Source organism: Halomonas alkalisoli (assembly GCF_021412585.1).
Lineage (GTDB): Bacteria > Pseudomonadota > Gammaproteobacteria > Pseudomonadales > Halomonadaceae > Halomonas > Halomonas alkalisoli.
Genome location: NZ_JAKCMI010000042.1, coordinates 1 through 18,670, shown reverse-complemented (window position 1 = coordinate 18,670; position 18,670 = coordinate 1). Strand labels below are relative to the sequence as shown.

At 65.3% G+C, this 18,670-nt stretch carries 19 protein-coding genes; 9 read left to right on the top strand and 10 right to left on the bottom strand.

Translation table 11 applies throughout. The features are described from left to right. The 7 genes from LY622_RS19885 to pqqA form a co-directional block, all read right to left on the bottom strand. Positions 1 to 1,073: S-(hydroxymethyl)glutathione dehydrogenase/class III alcohol dehydrogenase (locus LY622_RS19885; RefSeq protein WP_234292459.1), on the bottom strand; the 1,073-nt coding region annotated here is incomplete at its 3' end. Positions 1,074 to 1,244: 171 nt separating this feature from the next. Then, complete coding sequence (locus tag LY622_RS19880; protein WP_234292475.1) at positions 1,245 to 3,836, bottom strand: insulinase family protein; 2,592 nt, start codon at positions 3,834 to 3,836, stop codon at positions 1,245 to 1,247. Continuing rightward, complete coding sequence (gene pqqE, locus LY622_RS19875) at positions 3,833 to 4,996, bottom strand: pyrroloquinoline quinone biosynthesis protein PqqE (protein WP_234292474.1); 1,164 nt, start codon at positions 4,994 to 4,996, stop codon at positions 3,833 to 3,835. Before pqqE ends, LY622_RS19880 begins: the two co-directional genes overlap by 4 nt. After that, positions 4,989 to 5,285 (bottom strand): pyrroloquinoline quinone biosynthesis peptide chaperone PqqD, encoded by a 297-nt coding sequence (gene pqqD / locus LY622_RS19870; RefSeq protein ID WP_234292473.1) that lies wholly within the window; start codon positions 5,283 to 5,285, stop codon positions 4,989 to 4,991. The genes pqqE and pqqD overlap by 8 nt, the downstream gene beginning before the upstream one ends. After that, complete coding sequence (gene pqqC / locus LY622_RS19865) at positions 5,282 to 6,061, bottom strand: pyrroloquinoline-quinone synthase PqqC (protein WP_234292472.1); 780 nt, start codon at positions 6,059 to 6,061, stop codon at positions 5,282 to 5,284. The genes pqqD and pqqC overlap by 4 nt, the downstream gene beginning before the upstream one ends. Before the next feature lie 133 nt (positions 6,062 to 6,194). Beyond that, positions 6,195 to 7,124 (bottom strand): pyrroloquinoline quinone biosynthesis protein PqqB, encoded by a 930-nt coding sequence (gene pqqB / locus LY622_RS19860; protein WP_234292471.1) that lies wholly within the window; start codon positions 7,122 to 7,124, stop codon positions 6,195 to 6,197. A 128-nt stretch (positions 7,125 to 7,252) separates the two neighbouring features. Beyond that, a complete protein-coding gene (gene pqqA, locus LY622_RS19855; protein WP_081786101.1) occupies positions 7,253 to 7,324 on the bottom strand; it encodes a pyrroloquinoline quinone precursor peptide PqqA in 72 nt (23 codons plus the stop codon). 365 nt (positions 7,325 to 7,689) lie between these two features. Between pqqA and LY622_RS19850 the strand changes: the two genes are divergently transcribed. The 8 genes from LY622_RS19850 (at position 7,690) to LY622_RS19815 (ending at position 15,624) form a co-directional block, all read left to right on the top strand. After that, the gene (locus tag LY622_RS19850) at positions 7,690 to 9,513 is read left to right on the top strand and encodes a methanol/ethanol family PQQ-dependent dehydrogenase (protein ID WP_234292470.1); all 1,824 of its coding nucleotides are present in this window, start codon (positions 7,690 to 7,692) and stop codon (positions 9,511 to 9,513) included. Positions 9,514 to 9,634: 121 nt separating this feature from the next. Further along, a complete protein-coding gene (locus LY622_RS19845; protein ID WP_234292469.1) occupies positions 9,635 to 10,249 on the top strand; it encodes a c-type cytochrome in 615 nt (204 codons plus the stop codon). A 34-nt stretch (positions 10,250 to 10,283) separates the two neighbouring features. Next, positions 10,284 to 11,117 carry a quinoprotein dehydrogenase-associated putative ABC transporter substrate-binding protein gene (locus LY622_RS19840; RefSeq protein WP_234292468.1) on the top strand — a complete coding sequence of 278 codons (834 nt, stop codon included), beginning with the start codon at positions 10,284 to 10,286 and terminating at the stop codon, positions 11,115 to 11,117. Next, the gene (locus LY622_RS19835) at positions 11,114 to 11,767 is read left to right on the top strand and encodes a hypothetical protein (protein WP_234292467.1); all 654 of its coding nucleotides are present in this window, start codon (positions 11,114 to 11,116) and stop codon (positions 11,765 to 11,767) included. Before LY622_RS19840 ends, LY622_RS19835 begins: the two co-directional genes overlap by 4 nt. 65 nt (positions 11,768 to 11,832) lie before the next feature. Continuing rightward, positions 11,833 to 13,044 (top strand): ABC transporter substrate-binding protein, encoded by a 1,212-nt coding sequence (locus LY622_RS19830; RefSeq protein WP_234292466.1) that lies wholly within the window; start codon positions 11,833 to 11,835, stop codon positions 13,042 to 13,044. After that, complete coding sequence (locus LY622_RS19825; protein WP_234292465.1) at positions 13,032 to 14,039, top strand: PQQ-dependent catabolism-associated beta-propeller protein; 1,008 nt, start codon at positions 13,032 to 13,034, stop codon at positions 14,037 to 14,039. Before LY622_RS19830 ends, LY622_RS19825 begins: the two co-directional genes overlap by 13 nt. Next, on the top strand, positions 14,036 to 14,824 hold the full coding sequence (locus tag LY622_RS19820) for an ABC transporter ATP-binding protein (protein WP_234292464.1): 789 nt from the start codon (positions 14,036 to 14,038) through the stop codon (positions 14,822 to 14,824). Before LY622_RS19825 ends, LY622_RS19820 begins: the two co-directional genes overlap by 4 nt. Further along, positions 14,815 to 15,624, top strand: coding sequence for an ABC transporter permease (locus tag LY622_RS19815; protein WP_234292463.1), 810 nt, complete (start codon positions 14,815 to 14,817; stop codon positions 15,622 to 15,624). Before LY622_RS19820 ends, LY622_RS19815 begins: the two co-directional genes overlap by 10 nt. Positions 15,625 to 15,627: 3 nt before the next feature. Here the strand turns inward: LY622_RS19815 and LY622_RS19810 are convergent, their stop codons facing one another. The 3 genes from LY622_RS19810 to LY622_RS19800 all read right to left on the bottom strand — a co-directional run bounded on the left by LY622_RS19810 (position 15,628) and on the right by LY622_RS19800 (position 17,472). Further along, complete coding sequence (locus LY622_RS19810; protein WP_234292462.1) at positions 15,628 to 16,026, bottom strand: c-type cytochrome; 399 nt, start codon at positions 16,024 to 16,026, stop codon at positions 15,628 to 15,630. 8 nt (positions 16,027 to 16,034) lie between these two features. Continuing rightward, on the bottom strand, positions 16,035 to 16,400 hold the full coding sequence (locus LY622_RS19805; protein ID WP_234292461.1) for a hypothetical protein: 366 nt from the start codon (positions 16,398 to 16,400) through the stop codon (positions 16,035 to 16,037). A gap of 169 nt (positions 16,401 to 16,569) precedes the next feature. Continuing rightward, positions 16,570 to 17,472, bottom strand: a complete 903-nt coding sequence (locus LY622_RS19800) for a LysR substrate-binding domain-containing protein (protein ID WP_234292460.1) — start codon at positions 17,470 to 17,472, stop codon at positions 16,570 to 16,572. Between the two features lie 125 nt (positions 17,473 to 17,597). Between LY622_RS19800 and LY622_RS19795 the strand changes: the two genes are divergently transcribed. Beyond that, on the top strand, positions 17,598 to 18,670 hold a 1,073-nt coding region (locus LY622_RS19795), incomplete at its 3' end, for an S-(hydroxymethyl)glutathione dehydrogenase/class III alcohol dehydrogenase (protein ID WP_234292459.1).

Genomic DNA, 18,670 nt, shown 5'->3' with positions numbered 1-18,670 from the left:
TGCAGCAGCTCGAACGCCTCGTTGATCTTCTCGAACGGCATCTCGTGGGTGATGAACTCGTCGATCTTGAGCTCGCCATCCATGTAGCGCTGCACGTAGCCGGGCAGCTCGCTGCGGCCCTTCACCCCGCCGAAGGCAGAGCCCTTCCACACCCGGCCTGTCACCAGCTGGAACGGCCGCGTCGAGATCTCCTCGCCGGCCCCGGCCACGCCGATGATCACCGACTCGCCCCAGCCCTTGTGGCAGCACTCCAGCGCCTGGCGCATCACGTTGACGTTGCCGATGCACTCGAAGGAGTAGTCGACCCCACCGTCGGTCAGGTCGACGATCACCTGCTGGATCGGATCGCTGTGCTCCTTGGGATTGACGAAGTCGGTGGCACCGAACTGGCGCGCCAGCTCGAACTTGTCCGGGTTGACGTCGATGGCGATGATGCGGCTGGCCTTGGCCATCTGCGCCCCCTGGATCACCGCCAGGCCGATGGCACCGAGGCCGAACACGGCAACGGTGGAGCCCGGCTCCACCTTGGCGGTGTTGAGTACCGCGCCGATGCCGGTGGTCACGCCGCAGCCGAGCAGGCAGATCTTGTCCAGCGGCGCTTCCTTGGACACCTTGGCCAGCGACACCTCGGGCAGCACGGTGTATTCGCTGAAGGTGGAGCAGCCCATGTAGTGGTGCAGCATCTTGCCGTCCAGTGAGAAGCGCGAGGTGCCGTCGGGCATCAGCCCCTGGCCCTGGGTGGCGCGTACCGCCTGGCACAGGTTGGTCTTGCCGGAAAGGCAGAACTTGCACTTGCCGCACTCGGCGGTATAGAGGGGGATGACATGATCGCCGGGCTTGAGGCTGGTGACGCCGGGGCCGACTTCCTCGACGACCCCGGCGCCCTCGTGGCCCAGCACCGAGGGGAAGAGGCCTTCGGGGTCGGCGCCGGAGAGGGTGAAGGCGTCGGTATGACAGACGCTGGTGGCAGCGATACGCACCAGCACCTCGCCGGCCTTCGGTCCCTCGACGTCGATCTCGACCAGCTCCAGCGGCTTGCCGGCGGCCAGGGCGATGGCAGCGCGTGATTTCATAAGGATTCCTCCCGCCTTGTTGTTCTTGCCGGGTTGTCATTGCATGCCGAGCGTATGGTCAGGGTCAGGCGGTGCTGATGTCAGTCTAGGTGAGCCCCGGTGACATGATTGTGTTACAGAGGCATAAGTGCGTTGCACACCGGCAACATTGCATGGCGGGGCAGGGATGACTTACCGGGGGGAGTGAAGCCACCAGCGGTGCGGGAGGCCGGACATGACCAGCGCGTCGGCGAGGGCGGCGAGATCGCTGGCTGCGAGCGAAGCCAGCACTTCCTGCTCCTCCTCCCAGGGTGGCGGTCGCCAGCGAGCGCTGCCCGGATCAAAGCCATCCGCCGACCGCTGGCGAAGCGCCTGCCAGGTACGCTGGATGCCTTCAAGGCGGGTTTCGGGCCGTCCCTGACTGGCGGCCAGGCGGTCGAGCCGCTGACGGAACTCGGTGGTTTCCAGGCGAGCGAGCGATACCCCCTGATCCTGGAGGAAGTCCTCAATGGCCAGGCGAACGGTTTCCACCGAGGCGTGGGGAGACTGCACCACGTAGCCGAGCCGTGGCCAGCCGGCGGCCTCCCGGTAGCGTACCGCGGCCACATAGCCGAATCCGTGACGCTGTCTCATCGCATGCTGGAAGGCGGCGTCATGGCACTGTGCCATCAACTGCAGCAGGAAACGGCTGCGTGGGGTGTCGTCATGACCGGCGACTTCCAGCATCGCTGCCTGGTCCGCGCCCTGGGACGTGAGCCAGACGGTCTCCCACTCGCCGGTGTCGGGCGGGGTGGCATGCGGTGGTGGCGTATTCGGCAGCAGGTCGGCGAAGCGGTGGGCGTGCTGTCTTGCCGTTTCGGCATCGAGGCTCCCCCCGGCCCAGCACAGCAGGGTGGACGCAGGTTCGGCGATATCGCTGCGAGGCGCAGGGCGGGGAATGTGGGGTGCGGGGCATGATTCCAGTTCGCACAGCAGGCGCTGGGCGATCAGCCCCTCCGCCGGCTGGGCCGCTCCCGATGGGGCGTCTCGCCGGGCCGCCAGCCAGTGCTTCATGGCCTGTTCCACGAGGGAGGGGAGTCGGCCGGGTTCGCCCGAAGCCAGCAGCCAGTCTCCCCGAGGGTCGCTGCCGGTCAGCAGGGTCAGGCCATGCGCCTCGGTGGCCTGGCGCAGTGGCAGGCAGTGGCGTTGCCATTGGGCGAGTCGGGCCCGGTGCCCTGTCGACTCCGCGGGCCAGCTCAGGCACCAGCTTGCTTCGGGCTCATCACTGTCCGGCCATATCAGCGGGCCCCACCAGAGAGCGAGACGCTTGTCATGGTGCAAACGTCCCGGCACGTCGGTATCCGAGCCAGTCTCAGGCGAGGGCTCCAGCGCGATCCGGGGTGCGGGGCGCGGGGATAGGGCCGATACCTGGGTAGTGTCTGTGTCTGTGTCTGGCGAAGGCAGCATCCGGTAGAGCGTGCCCGTCTCCTCGAGGATTTCCCAGGCAGTGTCCGAAAGGCTTTCCTGCGACGGGCAGTACCAGAGCCATCGGCACTGCCCGGGCGTCAACCAGGCAGCGAGGGCGGTGCGGGAGGCCATGGCATCAACCACCTCGGGGTGCCTTGCTTGCGAGGCCAGTCGCTGTGCCTGGCGCCTGGGCCAGGCGTCGAGATCGCCCGTGACCCGGGGAGGGGGTGGCATGGGCTGTTGAAGTGCACGCTCCAGGCTCCCATGGCAGGTGGCAAGCAGGGTTGAGAGAGGGGGGCCATCACCGTGGCGAGGCTTCAACTCAGAGAAGCCGAGTCGAATGCCCAGGGCGTGCCCGGTTCCCGGTGTAGATAGCGAAACATCGAGTGCTTCGAGACCGAACGCCGACTGCAGGGTGGCGGCCAAGGCGCCATCGGCCAGTCGTGCCACCAGGGCGTCGAGCCATTCGGCATGCGCCCTGGCCAGGTCGCCGGGCAGCGGCCAGAACAGTTCCAGGGTCGCGGCGGGGGAGCCGACGATGGTTTCCGGCGGGCACCAGGCGATGCCACCCGGCTCACCCCAGCGACTGGCCTGGGCCTCGCTCGCACCGGGGCTTGGCGAGGCGGCGGATGCACCCAGCTCATGGCCATGGTGCGTCAGCAGTTCGAGCTGGGCCTCGAGCGGCAGGGGGGCGAGCATTACCAGGGCCATGCGTTCGGGACGGTAGTGCCGCCGGTGGAAGTCCTGCAAGTGGCCTACCAGTCGCTCGGGATCCTGTCCCAGCGTGTCGCGGTTGCCGGCATGGCAGGCCCGGGCCGGATGCCCGGGTCGACAGAGCCGCCCCAGGGCGGCCAGGCGATGCAGTGCAGGGTCGGCCAGCCGGGCGCGGTATTCGGCATCGAGCACGCCGACTTCGTGGGCGATACGTTCGGGCAGCAGCAGGGGACGACCCAGGAGGTCGACCAGGCGGGCAAGCCCTTCTTCGGCGGCCTCCGGTGGCAGGTGCAGGTGAATGTCGGTGGTGGTCTCACCGGTACAGGCGTTATAGCGACCGCCCAGGTGGCCGACCCACCGGCTCAGCTCGCTTACGCCGGGAAAGCCGCCAGACCCGAGAAAGAGCGCATGTTCGAGCAGGTGGGCCAGGCCACGATAGGCCATTGGCTCGTCCAGGTAGCCGGCGCCCACAGCGCCGACAAGCCGTAGTCGTCGGGCGTCGGGTACTTCCGCTGCAAGCACGTGCAGGCCGTTGGCCAGGCGCACGCCCTGCAGTCGGCTACCCGATGGCAACCCCTCGCGCCGTGCCGCATCGATAGTCTCGGTGGACGTCGATGCGCTCATGCCCGGCAGAAGATCCGCGACTCATGAACGTTGCGCAGCGTCAGTTCCTCCAGTGTGCGGCTGTCGTCGGCCGCTTCACGACGTGCCGCTTCGACCAGATGATGATCCGGCGAGAGGTCGCAGACCGGATCGGTGGCCGCCGGGTCCCCGGTGAGCAGGTAGGCCTGGCAGCGGCAGCCGCCCACGTCCCGGTGACGCTCGTCGCAGCTGCGGCAGGGCTCCTTCATCCAGCCATCGCCGCGGTAGCGATTGAACGGTTCGCTGTCGTACCAGATCTCCTTCAGCGGCCGCTCGCGGACCGTAGGAAAGCGCATCGGCAGCATGCGGGCACTGTGGCAGGGCAGCACCGCGCCGTCCGGCGCCACGGTCATGAAGATCGATCCCCAGCCCCCCATGCAGGCCTTGGGGCGTTCGGCGTAATAGTCGGGCACCACGAACAGCAGGCGCATGTCGCGGCCCTGATGCGCCAGTTTCTCTCGCCAGCGTTGGGTGGTGGCCTCAGCGGCCTCGAGCTGGGCGCGGCTTGGCAGCAGCCCCGCACGGTTGAGGTGCGCCCAGCCGTAGAGCTGGCAGTTGGCGAGCTCCACGGCATCGGCCCCCAGGTCGTCGCACAGGGCAATGATGTCGTCGAGCTGGTCGATATTGTGGCGGTGGAGCACCACGTTGAGCACCATCGGGTAGCCGGCAGCCTTGACCGCCCGGGCCATGGTCAGCTTCTTCTCATGGGCCTTGCGCGATCCGGCCACCGCCGCGGCGACATCGGGGTCGGAGGCCTGCAGACTGATCTGGATATGGTCGAGACCGGCCTCGCGCAGGGCCAGGATGCGCGCTTCGTCGAGCCCCAGTGCGGAGGTGATCAGATTGGTGTAGAAGCCGAGCCGACGGGCCTCGGCCACCAGTATCTCGAGATCCTGTCGCACCAGCGGCTCGCCGCCCGAGAAACCCATCTGCACCGAACCCATGGCCCGGGCCTGGGTCAGCACATCGACCCATTCGTCGGTGGTGAGTTCTTCCTTGGCGTTGGCGAAGTCCAGCGGGTTGGAGCAGTAGGCGCACTGCAGCGGGCAGCGATAGGTCAGCTCGGCGAGTAGCCACAGCGGGGCCCCGGTGTGGCCGTTCAGCGGCTGGTTCGCGGCAGCGGTGTCGGTATGGTCAGTCATGGTGGATCCAGCCTTGTCGGGCGGCATCGAGCAGGAACTCATGCACGTCCTGCTCGACCTCCGTGGCGGGGGCATCGGGGAATGTCGCCTGCAGGGTTGCCACCACGGCATCCACGTCGCGCTGGCCGTCCAGCGTGGCGAGTATGGCACCGGCGCTGTCGTTGAGCTGCACCATGCCCTCGGGATAGAGCAGCACATGGCGACCCTGGGCTTCCTCCCACTGCAGGCGCCAGCCGGGACGCAGGCGATAGACGGTGCTTCCTTTCATGCCGGTGTCAGTGGTGGTCATGTCAGCCCCCGGTGATAGACGCGCTGGTCGGTGACGGTGTGGTAGGGCGGCCTTCCTAGCTGGTAGGCCATGCTCATGGCGTCGAGCATCGACCACAGCACGTCGAGCTTGAATTGCAGTATCTCCAGGGCGCGTTCCTGTGTCTGCCGGGTGGTGCAGACCGCCAGGGCCACCTCCAGGCCATGCTCCACGTCGCGTCGTGCCTCCGTCAGCCGCTTGCGGAAATAGCCATAGCCCGCCTCGTCGATCCAGGGGTAGTGGGTCGGCCAGGTGGCCAGGCGGCTGCGATGGGCTTCCGGGGCGAACAGCTCCGTCAGCGAGGAGATCGCCGCCTCGCGCCAGTCGGCACGGCGCACGAAGTTGACGTAGGCATCCACGGCGAAGCGTACGCCTGGCAGCACGTGCTCCTGGGACCAGAGTTCGTCCCGGCTCAGGCCCACCGCTTCGCCCAGCGTCAGCCAGGCCTCGATGCCGCCGCCGTCGTCCTCGTGGCCGTCATGATCGAGCAGGCGCTGTATCCAGCGCCGCCGGGTGGCGGCATCGGGGCAGTTGGCCAGCAGGGCGGCATCCTTCTGGGGGATGTTGACCTGATAATAGAAGCGGTTGGCAACCCAGCCCCTCAGCTGTTCGGGCGTGGCCCGCCCTTCGGCCATGTCCATCTGGTAGGGGTGGTGAATATGGTAGTAGGCGCCCTTGGCCAGCAGGGCCTCGCGGAAGCGCGTGGGACTCATGGCCTCTCCCGTGACGCTGGCCAGTGGTGACGTGAAAACTGACATGGCGAGGCTCCCTTTTCTTCCAGCTATCGTAGTGCGTAGTCATGGCCGATTCCATCGCGCTGCATGGCGATTCCCTTCCAGCCTAATGCGGCATTGACCTCTCATGGTTGAGACGATGGCTTCTCCTGGGGGTTCATACCTCCAGGCGCATACCGTCGAAGGCCACCTCGACGCCCGCCCGGGCCAGGGCGGCACGCTCCTGGGAACGTTCGTCGAGGATCGGGTTGGTATTGTTGATATGGATCAGCACCCGGCGCGTGGTTTGCGGCAGGGTAGCCAGCTCGCTCAACAGGCCCCGTTCCCCGGCCAGCGCCAGGTGTCCCATGTCGGCACCGGTGGCCTGGCCGACACCGGCGCGAATCAGCTCATCGTCATGCCACAGGGTGCCGTCGACCAGCACGCAGTCGGCACGACCGAGAAAGTTTCGTACCCGGTCATCCAGTTCGCCGAGCCCTGGCGCGTAGAAGAGTTGCGTACCCCGCCGGCGGTCCTCGATCAGCAGGCCGATATTGTCACCCGGGGTCGGGGCGCCGCGACGTGGCGAGTAGGGCGGGGCGTTACTGGTCAGAGCCACGGCCGTGAAGCTCAGCCCAGGGCAGTCGGGCACTTCGAACTCTGCTTCCAGGTGGTCGTCATCGATGCCGATGGGCCGCCAGTTCAGCCCACCCTGCCAATGTTCCAGCATGCGGAACAGGGGGAAGCCGCCGCTAAGGTCCTGATGCACGTTGGGCGTGCACCAGACATCGAAGGGGCAGCCTTCGCGCAGCGACAGCAGGCCGGTGGCATGATCGATCTGTCCGTCCATCAGCAGGACGCCGGTGATACCGCTGTCGCGAGGGATCTTCCTGGGGTGCAGCTCGGGGTTGTTGGAGAGCTGGGCACGAATATCCGGCGAGGCGTTGCACAGCAGCCAGCGCTCGCCATCGCTGCTGAGCGCGATCGACGACTGGGTGCGCGGCGTGGCCTCGACACTGCCATCGCGAACGCCACGGCACAGCCGGCAGTTGCAGTTCCATTGGGGAAAGCCTCCGCCCGCTGCGGCGCCCAGTATCAGTACATGCATTTCGATCTCCTGCATCGCGCGACAATCATCGTGCAACAACCATGGCGCAACCATAAAAGGCCGATGCCCCACCGGGGAGCATCAGCCAGACAGGTCCTGCATCAATGGGGAGTTCAACAATAGGGAGTTCAGCGGTTGGAGATATACAGCGTGACCTCGAAGCCCAGACGCAGGTCGGTATAGGCAGGCTTGGTCCACATAAACGATCCTCCACGGATTGGTGAGTGTCAGACGTACCCTACTAGTTAAGCATCTGTTGGGCGTTCTACCTTTCGACTAAAGTCTATCTCCTTTGAAAAACACCGCTATGGACGCTGACGACTTCCCGTTTTGCTTGAAGAAACCAGGCTGCAGCAGGGATAAAGGCAGATCGTTGCTGGGAGGCAATAGTCTTTTGACTGTGGGTAGCGTGTAAATCGCCGCTGAGCGGGCCGGTGTTACCGGAAGTTGTGCTAGACCTTTTTAGTGTCAATGACCGAAACGAGACGACAGCTGCACCAACCACAACCACAACGAGATGTGCCGTTTCCCCAGGCACACTATTCAGTATCACGGAGATGACGCCATGCTTCGGGAGATCGGTTATGCAATGACGGCCACCGGGTTGATGGCCGCTTCGTTGGCTTACGCCAACGAGAATCAACTCGAACTCCAGCAGAACCCGGAATATTGGGCCACCCAGCTGGGTAACTATCAAGGCAACCGCTTCAGCGAATTGGATCAAATCAACCGCGATAACGTCAATGAGCTGCGCTCGGTCTGGCAGTTCTCCACCGGCGTGCTGCGCGGCCACGAAGGCGGCCCCCTCTACGTCGGCGACGGCAGGCTATACATTCACACCCCCTTCCCCAACAAGGTGTTCGCGCTTGACCTGGAAGACGAAGGGCGCGTGGTCTGGAGCTACGAGCCGGACCAGGATTCACGGGTAATCCCGGTCATGTGCTGCGATACCGTCAACCGCGGGCTGGCCTATGCCGACGGCCGCCTCTTCCTGGGCCAGGCCGACAACACATTGATCGCCCTGGATGCCGAAAGTGGCGAGCTGCTGTGGGATGTCAGTAACGGCGACCACACCGTTGGCGAGACCAACACCATGTCGCCCCTGGTGGTGCACGATAAGGTGATCATCGGCATCAGCGGCGGGGAGTACGGCATCCGTGGCCATATGACCGCCTACGACGTGGAGACCGGTGAGCAGGTGTGGCGTGGCTACTCCACCGGACCGGATGACGAGGTGCTGATCGACCCGGAAACCACGACGATGATGGGTGAACCCATCGGTGAGTCCGACCTGGGCGTTTCCACCTGGCCCGAGGGCGAGTGGGAGCGTGGAGGCGGCGCCCCCTGGGGCTGGATCACCTACGATCCCGACCTCGACCTGATCTACTATGGCACCGGCAACCCTGGAACCTGGAACCCCGACCAGCGCGCTGTGGATGGTGAGCCGGCCGACAACAAGTGGGCCATTACCGTCTTTGCCCGTGATCCCAATAACGGCGAGGTCAAGTGGGTCTACCAGAAGGTGCCCTTCGACGAGTGGGATTACGATGGTGTCAACGAGAATCAGCTGATCGATGTCGAGTTCGAGGGTGAGCAGCGCAAGGGGCTGGCGATCATCGATCGTACCGGCTTCGGTTTCCTGCTGGACCGTGAAAGCGGTGAGCTGCTGGTGGCCGAGAAATTCGCACCGGAAACCAACTGGGCCGACAGCTACGATATGGAAACCGGCCGCCCCAATGTCAACGAGGAGTACAGCACCTTCCGCCAGGGGGTGGACGTCAATACCACCGACATCTGTCCTACCGCCATGGGCGCCAAGAACATGCAACCCAGCGCCTACTCGCCGAGGACCGGCCTGATCTATGCCGGCATCAATCGGATCTGCATGAACTATGAGCCCTACGAGACCGATTACGTGGCAGGCCAGCCCTATGTGGGCGCCACCCTGACCATGATGCCGGCTCCCTCCGAGAACGGCGGCATGGAAGGTCGCCTGGGCAGCTTCATCGCCTGGGATCCCGTAGCTGGCGAAACCGTGTGGGAAGTCGAGGAGCGCTTCGCCGTATGGAGCGGCGCGCTGGCGACAGCCGGTGACCTGGCCTTCTACGGTACCCTCGAGGGCCACGTGAAGGCGGTGGATATCGAGAACGGCGAGGAGCTGTGGCGCTTCAAGACGCCCTCGGGAATTATCGGCAACGTCAATACCTTCCAGCATGAGGGCAAGCAGTACGTGGCCGTGCTCTCCGGGGTCGGTGGCTGGGCCGGTATCGGGCTGGCGGCAGGCCTCGAGGATCCCGAAGAGGGCCTGGGTGCAGTGGGTGTGTTCTCCGCTCTTGGCGACTACACCAAACTCGGCGGCGTCCTGACGGTCTTCGCCCTTCCGGACTGAGCCGGTTACCTGTTGCAAGAGGTGGGCACGGGTTTAACACCCGTGCCCTTTACCAGCTCTTTTCAGGAGCGCCCGCGCGACAATGCGAGGAGTTCCTGTGGCATCCAGAAGGAAGCGCTGCATGATGGTATCGAAGAATGCTTTGTCACGAGTTGGCCAGTTGGGCGTTGTATTCATGCTGCTGCCCATGATTGGCCTGGCGACCCAGGCCATGGCCGACGAGCATCGCATCGAGGGTGAGGGAACGGGGGCCTTCGTCGTCGAAGATGGCATGGTGGATCCCGGCACCTACGAGGGCTATCTCGTATACACCCGCGCCTGTGCGGCGTGTCACGGGCCGGATGGTTTGGGCTCCTCCTTTGCCCCCAACTTGATTCGTGCCGTAGAGCGCCGCGGCTGGGAGAACTTTGCCGGTACCATTGCCGCCGGGCGTGAAGTTCAGCCGGGCCAGGTGATGCCCTCTTTTGCCGACGACCCCTATGTGATGGGCAATATCCCTAATCTTTTCAGCTATCTGCGTGCGCGCGGAGAGGGTGGCCTGGGGCGCGGCCGGCCTCGGATCATTGAATCGATGCAGGAGGAAGCAGAGCCAGAGAAAACAGAGCAGGAGAAGACCGAGCAGGAAGACCTGGATCAGCAAGAGGGCGTGGAACCCAAAGATCGCAGTCGAAAAGACCAGACACAGGAGAAGACGGAGACCGATTCCGACGAAGCGAACATCGAAGAAGAGGAGTGATCCAGTGGCTCATCACGCACGAGTGGGAGGGTAAATGAGAGGTGCCATTTGCCTATTGTTGCTATGGGGTGTGCTGGCCCTGGATATCGGAACCGCCGTGGCGAACCCACCGGAGCGCCAGGACCGCGAGGCCCTGAGGGTGTGCATGGACGGTAATAACATGCCGTTCAGCAACGAAGCCGGAGAGGGTTTCGAGAACCGTATCGCCGAGCTGATGGCCGAGGACATGGGCGTGCCGCTCGCCTATGTCTGGGCGCCCCAGGTCATGGGCTTCGTGCGCAATACCCTCGAGTTGCGCGTCTGCGATGTGATGATCGGCGCCGTTGCCGGCTACGAATTCGTACAGAACACCAACGAATACTACCGCTCCATCTATGCACTGGTGGTGCCCGAGGCATCCGGGATCGAGGCGACCAGCCTGGAGGATCCCTCGCTGCAGGGCCTGCGTCTGGGCGTGGTGGCGGAAACCCCGCCGATGGTGGCGCTGCGTCGTACCGGGGCCGTGGTGGTGGGGTATCCGCTGATGGTGGATACCCGGGTGCGGGCACCGGTGCGTGATGCCGTCGAGGATGTGGCCGCCGGGAATACCGACGGGGCCGTGCTTTGGGGTCCGCTGGCCGGCTATTACGCCTCCCGCCAGGAGCCGCCGTTGCGTGTCCTGCCACTGGTCGACGATACCTCGGGCGCCCGACTGGATTACCGCATCACCATGGGCATCCGCCGCGGTGAGCCTCACTGGAAGGATTGGATCAATGACTTCATCGACCGCCATCAGGAGGAGATCCACGCCATTCTGAGAGAATACCGGGTGCCGCTGCTCGATCGCCGTGGCCAGTTGATCGTGCCGGACGATGAGGGGGAGTCATGAGGCGCCTGGCTGCGACACCGTTTCGCGCTACTCTCCTGGCGCTGGGCTTCGGCGCGTTGATGGCATTGGGCAGTGTGGCCCATGTCCAGGCACAGCGGGCGGCGGCAGGGCCACCCGACTGGCCCTGTGTCCAGCGGCTTATCCCCGACATGGCCTGGGGTACCATCTGGGCCGGCCCTCCGCTGGACGAGCTGGAACGGCAGTGGTGGGACGACGAGGAAATCGGTCGCGTGGTGCGTTTCGCCACTGCGCGGGCCACCCCCGAAGGCGAAGCTTTTGAGCGAGTTCGCGACTTCGTCGCCTCGGTGGAGGACGACGAGGCCGAAGAGCGTCTCACGCTGCTGTTCTCCGGCCTCTTCGAACTCACCAACCGCGAGCGGCGGCGCACCATCGACAGCATACGGCGCGCCTCCCGTGCCCAGGTGGCCCGACTCGATGTTATCTCGGACATGGTCGACGAGCTGGAGGCGCAGCGCAGCGGGGGGGAGGCTGACGAGGCGGAGATCGAACGCCTGTCGGAAGACCTGTTCTGGGAGCAGCGCACCTTCCAGATGCGCCAGCAGGCGCTGCCGGCCATGTGTGAACAACCCTACCTGCTGGAGGAAAAGCTCAGCCGTATGACGCGGATGATAATGGAGCGCCTGCCGTGAGCACGATGAAACATCGACAGCAAGATGATAACAACAGCGGCAGTACGACTGCCTGAGGAGCATGCATGACGGTCCTGTCCCGTTCCCTTCGCTGGCTCACCGCCGGCGGGGTCGCCATTGGCCTGGCCTGGCCGGCCATCGTGCCGGCCGATTCGCTGGCCACCATCACCCTGGGCTACCTGGGCATGGAGCGCCCCGACGACCGGGAGCCGCTCTCGGTGCTCGACCCGGTGCTCGACGACGAGGGGCTGCAGGGGGCTCGGCTCGGCATCAACGACAATAACGCCACGGCCCAGTTTCTCGATCAGGAGTTCGTGCTGCATGAGGCGGAAGTTCCCCAGGGTGGAGAGGTGGGCGAGGCGCTGCAGAGCCTGATCGACCAGGGCGCCGACTGGATCGTCAGCGGCCTGCCCGCCGAGGCGCTGCTGGAGGTGATGGCGCATCCCGCCCTGGGTGACCGGGTGGTGTTCAACGCCGGAGCGCCGGACGATGTCCTGCGCGGGGAGTCCTGCCACCCCAATCTCTATCACACCACGCCGAGCCGGCGGATGCTGGCCGATGCCCTGGCCCAGTTCCTCGGCTACAAGCAGTGGGACCGCTGGGCGCTGGTCTACGGCAATACCGACGAGGACCGGATCCTGGCCGAGACCCTGCGCGCCGCGGCGGAGCGCTACGGCCACCGCATCGTGGGCGACAAGATGTGGCCCCACGACCCACTGGCGCGACGTGCCGAGGGTGGGTTTCACGCCATCCAGCGCGAGATCCCGGTGTTCGTGCAGGACCTGCCCGAGCATGACGTGCTGGTGATCGCCGACGAGACCGACTACTTCGGCGAATATTTCCCCTACCAGACCTGGGCGCCACGCCCGGTGGTGGGCACCCAGGGGCTGGTCGCCACGCCCTGGCACCGTGCCCACGAGTCCTGGGGGGCGGTCCAGCTGCAGCGGCGCTTCGAGAAGCTCGCCGACCGCTGGATGACGCCCCGCGACTTCGCTGCCTGGCTGGCGGTGCGATCGTTGGGCGAAGCCGCGGCGCGTACCGGTTCGGTCGACCGGGATGCGGTCATCGACTATATGCTCGGCGAGGAGTTCGAGCTCGCCGGCTACCTGGGCCTACCGGTCAGCTACCGCACCTGGAACCACCAGCTGCGCCAGCCGATCCTGGTCACCGGCCCGCGCATGGTGGCGTCGGTCTCGCCCCAGGAGGGCTACCTGCATCCACGCACGCCGCTCGATGCACTCGGCGCTGATGAGGGGGAATCCCAATGTCGATTCTGACTCCTCGGGGCTGGAGCCCCGTCACCAGACATGCCCTGCTCGGGCTGGCATTAGGCGGCCTGCTGGCGCTACCCCTGGCCGCTCAGGCCGAGCGGATCTTCGTCTCCAACGAGAAGGACAACACCATCTCGGTGATCGATGGCGCCACCCTCGAGGTGGTGGAGACCATCAGTGTCGGGCGCCGGCCGCGCTCCATGGCCTTCAGCAGCGATGGCAGCGAACTGTTCGTGGCGGTGGGCGACGACGAGGCCATCGACATGATCGACCTGGAAACGCTGCAGGTGGTGCGGAGCCAGGCCTCCGGCGACGATCCCGAGGTGATCCGCGTCGATCCCAACCGGCCCTATATCTATGTCTCCAACGAGGACGACAACATCGTCTCGGTGCTCGACTACGAGGCCCGCACCCTGGTCACCGAGATCCCGGTGGGGGTCGAGCCCGAGGGGCTGGGGATCAGCCCCGACGGGCGCTGGCTGGTCTCCACCACCGAGACCTCCAACATGGCGCACATCATCGACACCGAGACCATGGAGGCGGTCCATCATCGCCTGGTGGGGGCCCGGCCGCGGCACGTCGAGTTCACCCACGACGGGCGCGAAGCCTGGGTCTCGGCGGAGATCGCCGGCACGGTATCGATCCTCGACATGGAGGAGACCTTCGACGTCAAGCACACCATCCGCTTCGACGTGCCGGGGGTGCCCCGGGAAACCGTTCAGGCAGTGGGGGTCGCCCTGACCTCCGACGGCCGTTACGCCTTCGTGGCCCTGGGGCCCTCCAACCGGGTGGCGGTGGTGGACCAGCAGACCTATGAGGTGCTCGACTATATCCTCGTGGGGCAGCGGGTCTGGCACCTGGCGCTCAACGGCGACGAGAGCCGGCTCTATACCACCAACGGGGTCAGTGGCGATGTCACCATGATCGAAGTCGACGGTCTGCGGGCGGTGCGCTCGATCCCGGTGGGGCGCTTCCCCTGGGGGGTGATCGTCGAGCCGTGAGGGTCTCTTCCGAGCAAGCCGGTGACGCACCTCTGGAGCCGTTGACGCCTGCCCTGGAGGTGCGCGACCTGGACTTTTCCTACGGTGGGAAAGGGGTTCTGGAGTCGGTTTCCCTGGCCATCGAGGCCGGGGAGTTCGTCGTGCTGCTGGGCCCCAACGGCGCCGGCAAGACCACGCTGTTCTCGCTGATCACCCGGCTGCACGACCGCCGCCGGGGCGAGATCCGTATCGGCGGTTTCGATGTGCGCGGCCAGGCGGTGCAGGCCCATGCCCGGATCGGCGTGGTGTTCCAGCAGCCGACCCTGGACCTGGACCTCAGCGTGGTCCAGAACCTTGCCTACCATGGCGCACTGCACGGCATGGGGCCACGTGAGGCCCGTCGGCAAGCCGAGCTGCAGCTCAAGCGCGTAGGGCTATCCGATCAGCATCGCACCCGGGTGCGTCGGCTCTCCGGCGGCCAGCGACGGCGGGTGGAGATCGCCCGGGGACTGATGCACTCGCCGCGCCTGCTGCTGCTCGACGAGCCCACCGTGGGGCTGGATATCGCCTCGCGCCGTGAGCTGGTCGAGCACGCTCACCGGCTGTGCGTCGAGGAGGGTGTGGCGGTGCTGTGGGCGACCCACCTGATCGATGAGGTACGCCCCGGCGACCGGGTGCTGGTGTTGCATCGTGGACGGCTGCTGGCCGACGGCAATGCGGAGACGCTCACCACCCGGCTCGGCGTCGCCACCCTGGGCGAGGCCTTCGACCGCCTGGTCGGGGCCGGGGAGATCATATGCGATTGACACCCTGGCTGCACTGCCTGCGCGGCGTGGTGGGGCGCGAGCTGCTGCGATTCCTGCATCAGCGTAGCCGGTTCATCGCCGCCCTGGTGCGGCCATTGGTGTGGCTGTTCGTGTTTGCCACCGGCTTTCGCATGGCGCTGGGCGTTGCCATGACCGAGCCCTACCAGACCTACATTCTCTATGAGGTCTACATCGTGCCGGGGCTGGTGGGCATGATCCAGCTCTTCAACGGCATGCAGAGCTCGCTGTCCATGGTCTACGACCGCGAGATGGGCAGCATGCGGGTGCTGCTGGTGAGTCCCTTCCCGCGCTGGTATCTGCTGATCTGCAAGCTGCTGGCCAGCACCCTGGTGTCGGTGGTGCAGGTCTACGTCTTCCTGGCCATCGCCTGGGCCTACGGTATCCAGGCTCCCCTGATGGGCTACGTGTACCTGCTGCCGGCGCTGCTGGTCACCGGCTTCATGGTTGGCGCCCTGGGGCTGCTGCTCTCCTCCTTCATTCGCCAACTGGAGAATTTCGCCGGCGTGATGAACTTCGTCATCTTCCCGATGTTCTTCCTCTCGTCGGCGCTTTATCCGCTGTGGCGCATCCGCGAAGGTAGTTACCTGGTCTATCAGATCGCCGCGCTCAACCCCTTCACCCATGCGGTGGAGATGATTCGCTTTGCCATGTACGAGCGCTTCAATGGCGATGCCGTCCTGGTCAGCGTGGCGGTGGCGCTGGTGCTGCTGGCGCTGGCGATACTGGGTTATAACCCCTCGCGGGGCATGATGGCCCGCAAGGGCGGGGGTGGCGGCTGACCATCAGGGCTCGGCGAGGCTTTCCAGGTAGTCGATGATGCGCTGGCGCGAGCGCTCGTCGAGCCCCCACAACACCATGCGGGTGCCGGGCAGGAAGTCGTCGGGCGCGGCGAGGAAGGCGTCGAGGGTTTCGGCGTTCCAGACGAAGTCGGCATCATCGAGTACGGGGGAGTAGTCGAAGCCGGTGATGCCGCCGGCGGGGCGGCCGATCAGGTCGTGCAGGCTGGGGCCGGCCAGATGCTCGCCCGGTGCCAAGCTGTGACAGCCGACGCACTGGGCGCGGAACAGGCGCTCCCCCTGGGCGTGATCCCCGGGGCTCCCTGCCATGGCCGGCGAGGTGAGCCCGGCGGCCAGCAGTAGCCAGGCAACGGGATGCCTGAATGGCGAAACGAGGCGGCGCACCATCCGCTCTAGAAGCAGCGCAGGTTGGCGTCGGCCTGGGCCTGGCGCAGCGCCTGCAGCTGATCCTGCATACCGCGTTCGGTGCGGAACAGTACGCCGAGCTCGCCACGCTGGTCCTGCATGCTCATGACCGTCTCGACCTGCTCGTAGGTGTCGTAGGGGAGGTGTTCGGCGATCACGTCGATGCTGCAGGAGCATTTCTGCATGGTCAGGTAGTTGTTGCCGTTGGCGGCCATGCAGCCCAGCACGTAGTCGACACGCGCCTCGGTGGGGTAGTCGTTGGCCTGGGCGGAGGCGGTGGCAAGCAGCGTCAGGGCAAGCGTCGCCATGGTGGCGGCCAGCGAAGAGCGTCGGGAGGCAGTCTTGTTCTTCATCGATGACCTCAAACTCAAATAAGACCTCGAGCGGGAAAACCGCGAAAGGCCAGGGTCGACCACTTGAAACTGATTACCTAAAGCTATGGCACTTTGCCCCTTTTTGCCAACTCGGTGGAGCGCTTCTGCCGTGAATGTCCGCCATGGATTGGCAGCCCCGACCATGGCGTTAATGAGGGTAGGATCGGCGTACCGGTAGCTGCTCTTCGATATGCGCGACGAGATAGTCGATGAACTGGCGTACCTTGGGTGAGCGGTGACGATGACGTGGGTAGACGGCCCAGACCGCGGTATCGTCGTGCTGGTAGGGCTCCAGCACCGAGATCAGTTCGCCGCTGGCCAGGTAGGAATCGACGTAGTAATCGGGCAGTTGGGCCAGCCCCAGCCCCTTCAGGGCAGCATCGAGCAGGGCTGGTCCCGAGTTGGCTTCCCAGGCGCCTTCGACACGCACCTCTCGACGCACGCCCTCGACATCGAAGCGCCAGTGGTCGCGTGAGCCGACCAGGCAACTGTGGCTGGAGAGTTCCGACAGCGTATGGGGCTGTGGCACCCGGGTGAAGTATTCCGGCGAGCCGACCAAGTACTCGTGTCGTTCGCAGAGCCGTCTGGCGATCAGGGTCGAATCCTTTAGCGTGCCCATGCGGATGGCGATGTCATAACCTTCATCGATGATATCGACCTGGCGATTCGTGAAGTGCATGCGCACATGGAGCTGGGGGTGCAGCTTCAGGAAATCGTTGACCAGCGGAGCGATGAAGCGCTCGCCGAAGGTGGTCGCCGAGGTCAGCTTGAGCACGCCCCGAGGCAGTGCTTCAAGGTCGTTGATGGCCGCCTCTGCCTCGCGGAAGCCATCGAACAGGTGACGGCAATGTTCATAATAGAGGGCGCCTGCGTCGGTAAGGCGAATCTGGCGAGTGGTGCGATAGAGTAGGGTGGTGCCCAGTTGATTCTCCAACTGGCTGACGAGACGACTGACGTGAGAGTTGGAGACCTTGAGATGCCGGGCTGCGGCGGCAAAGGTCCCTAGGCGAACCACCTCGATGAAGGCTTCGATCCTGTCCCAGCGTTGCATGGGCACCTCCCGCAGAGATTGTTGTTCATCAACAATAATGTTGTGAGTTTGATGCACTTTATCCCAAGATGTCGCGTTGCCTAGACTAATTGATGGAAATACCGCCAACGAAAGAGGTCATCTGCATGAAATCACGCGCTGCCATCGCCCTGGCCGCCGGCAAGCCGCTGGAGCTGGTCGAGATCGACGTCGAGGGACCGAAGGCCGGCGAGGTGCTGGTGCGTATCGCTGCCACCAGCGTCTGTCATACCGACGCCTTCACCCTCTCCGGCGCCGACCCCGAAGGCCTCTTCCCCTCGGTGCTGGGCCACGAGGGCGCCGGGGTCGTCGAGGAAGTCGGCCCCGGCGTCACCAGCCTCAAGCCCGGCGATCATGTCATCCCCCTCTATACCGCCGAGTGCGGCAAGTGCAAGTTCTGCCTTTCCGGCAAGACCAACCTGTGCCAGGCGGTACGCGCCACCCAGGGCCAGGGGCTGATGCCCGACGGCACCTCGCGCTTCTCACTGGACGGCAAGATGCTGCACCACTACATGGGCTGCTCCACCTTCAGCGAATACACCGTGCTGCCCGAGGTGTCGCTGGCCAAGGTGTCCAAGGAAGCGCCGCTGGACAAGATCTGCCTGCTCGGCTGCGGCGTGACCACCGGCATCGGCGCGGTACTCAACACCGCCAAGGTGGAGCCGGGCTCCACCGTTGCCGTGTTCGGCCTCGGTGCCATCGGCCTGGCGGTGATCCAGGGGGCGCAGATGGCCAAGGCCAGCCGCATCATCGCCATCGACGTCAACCCGGACAAGTTCGAGCTGGCGCGCCAGTTCGGTGCCACCGACTTCGTCAATCCCAAGGAGCACAGCGATCCGATCCAGCAGGTGATCGTCGACCTGACCGACGGTGGGGTCGACTACTCCTTCGAGTGCATCGGCAACGTCAACGTGATGCGCCAGGCGCTGGAGTGCTGCCACAAGGGCTGGGGCGAGTCGGTGATCATCGGCGTGGCCGGGGCCGGCGAGGAGATCTCGACGCGGCCGTTCCAGCTGGTGACAGGCCGGGTGTGGAAGGGCTCTGCCTTCGGCGGGGTGAAGGGCCGCAGCGAGCTGCCCGGCTACGTGCAGCGCTACATGGATGGCGAGCTCAAGATCGACGAGTTCATCACCCACGAGATGCCGTTCGAGAAGATCAACGAGGCGTTCGAGCTGCTGCA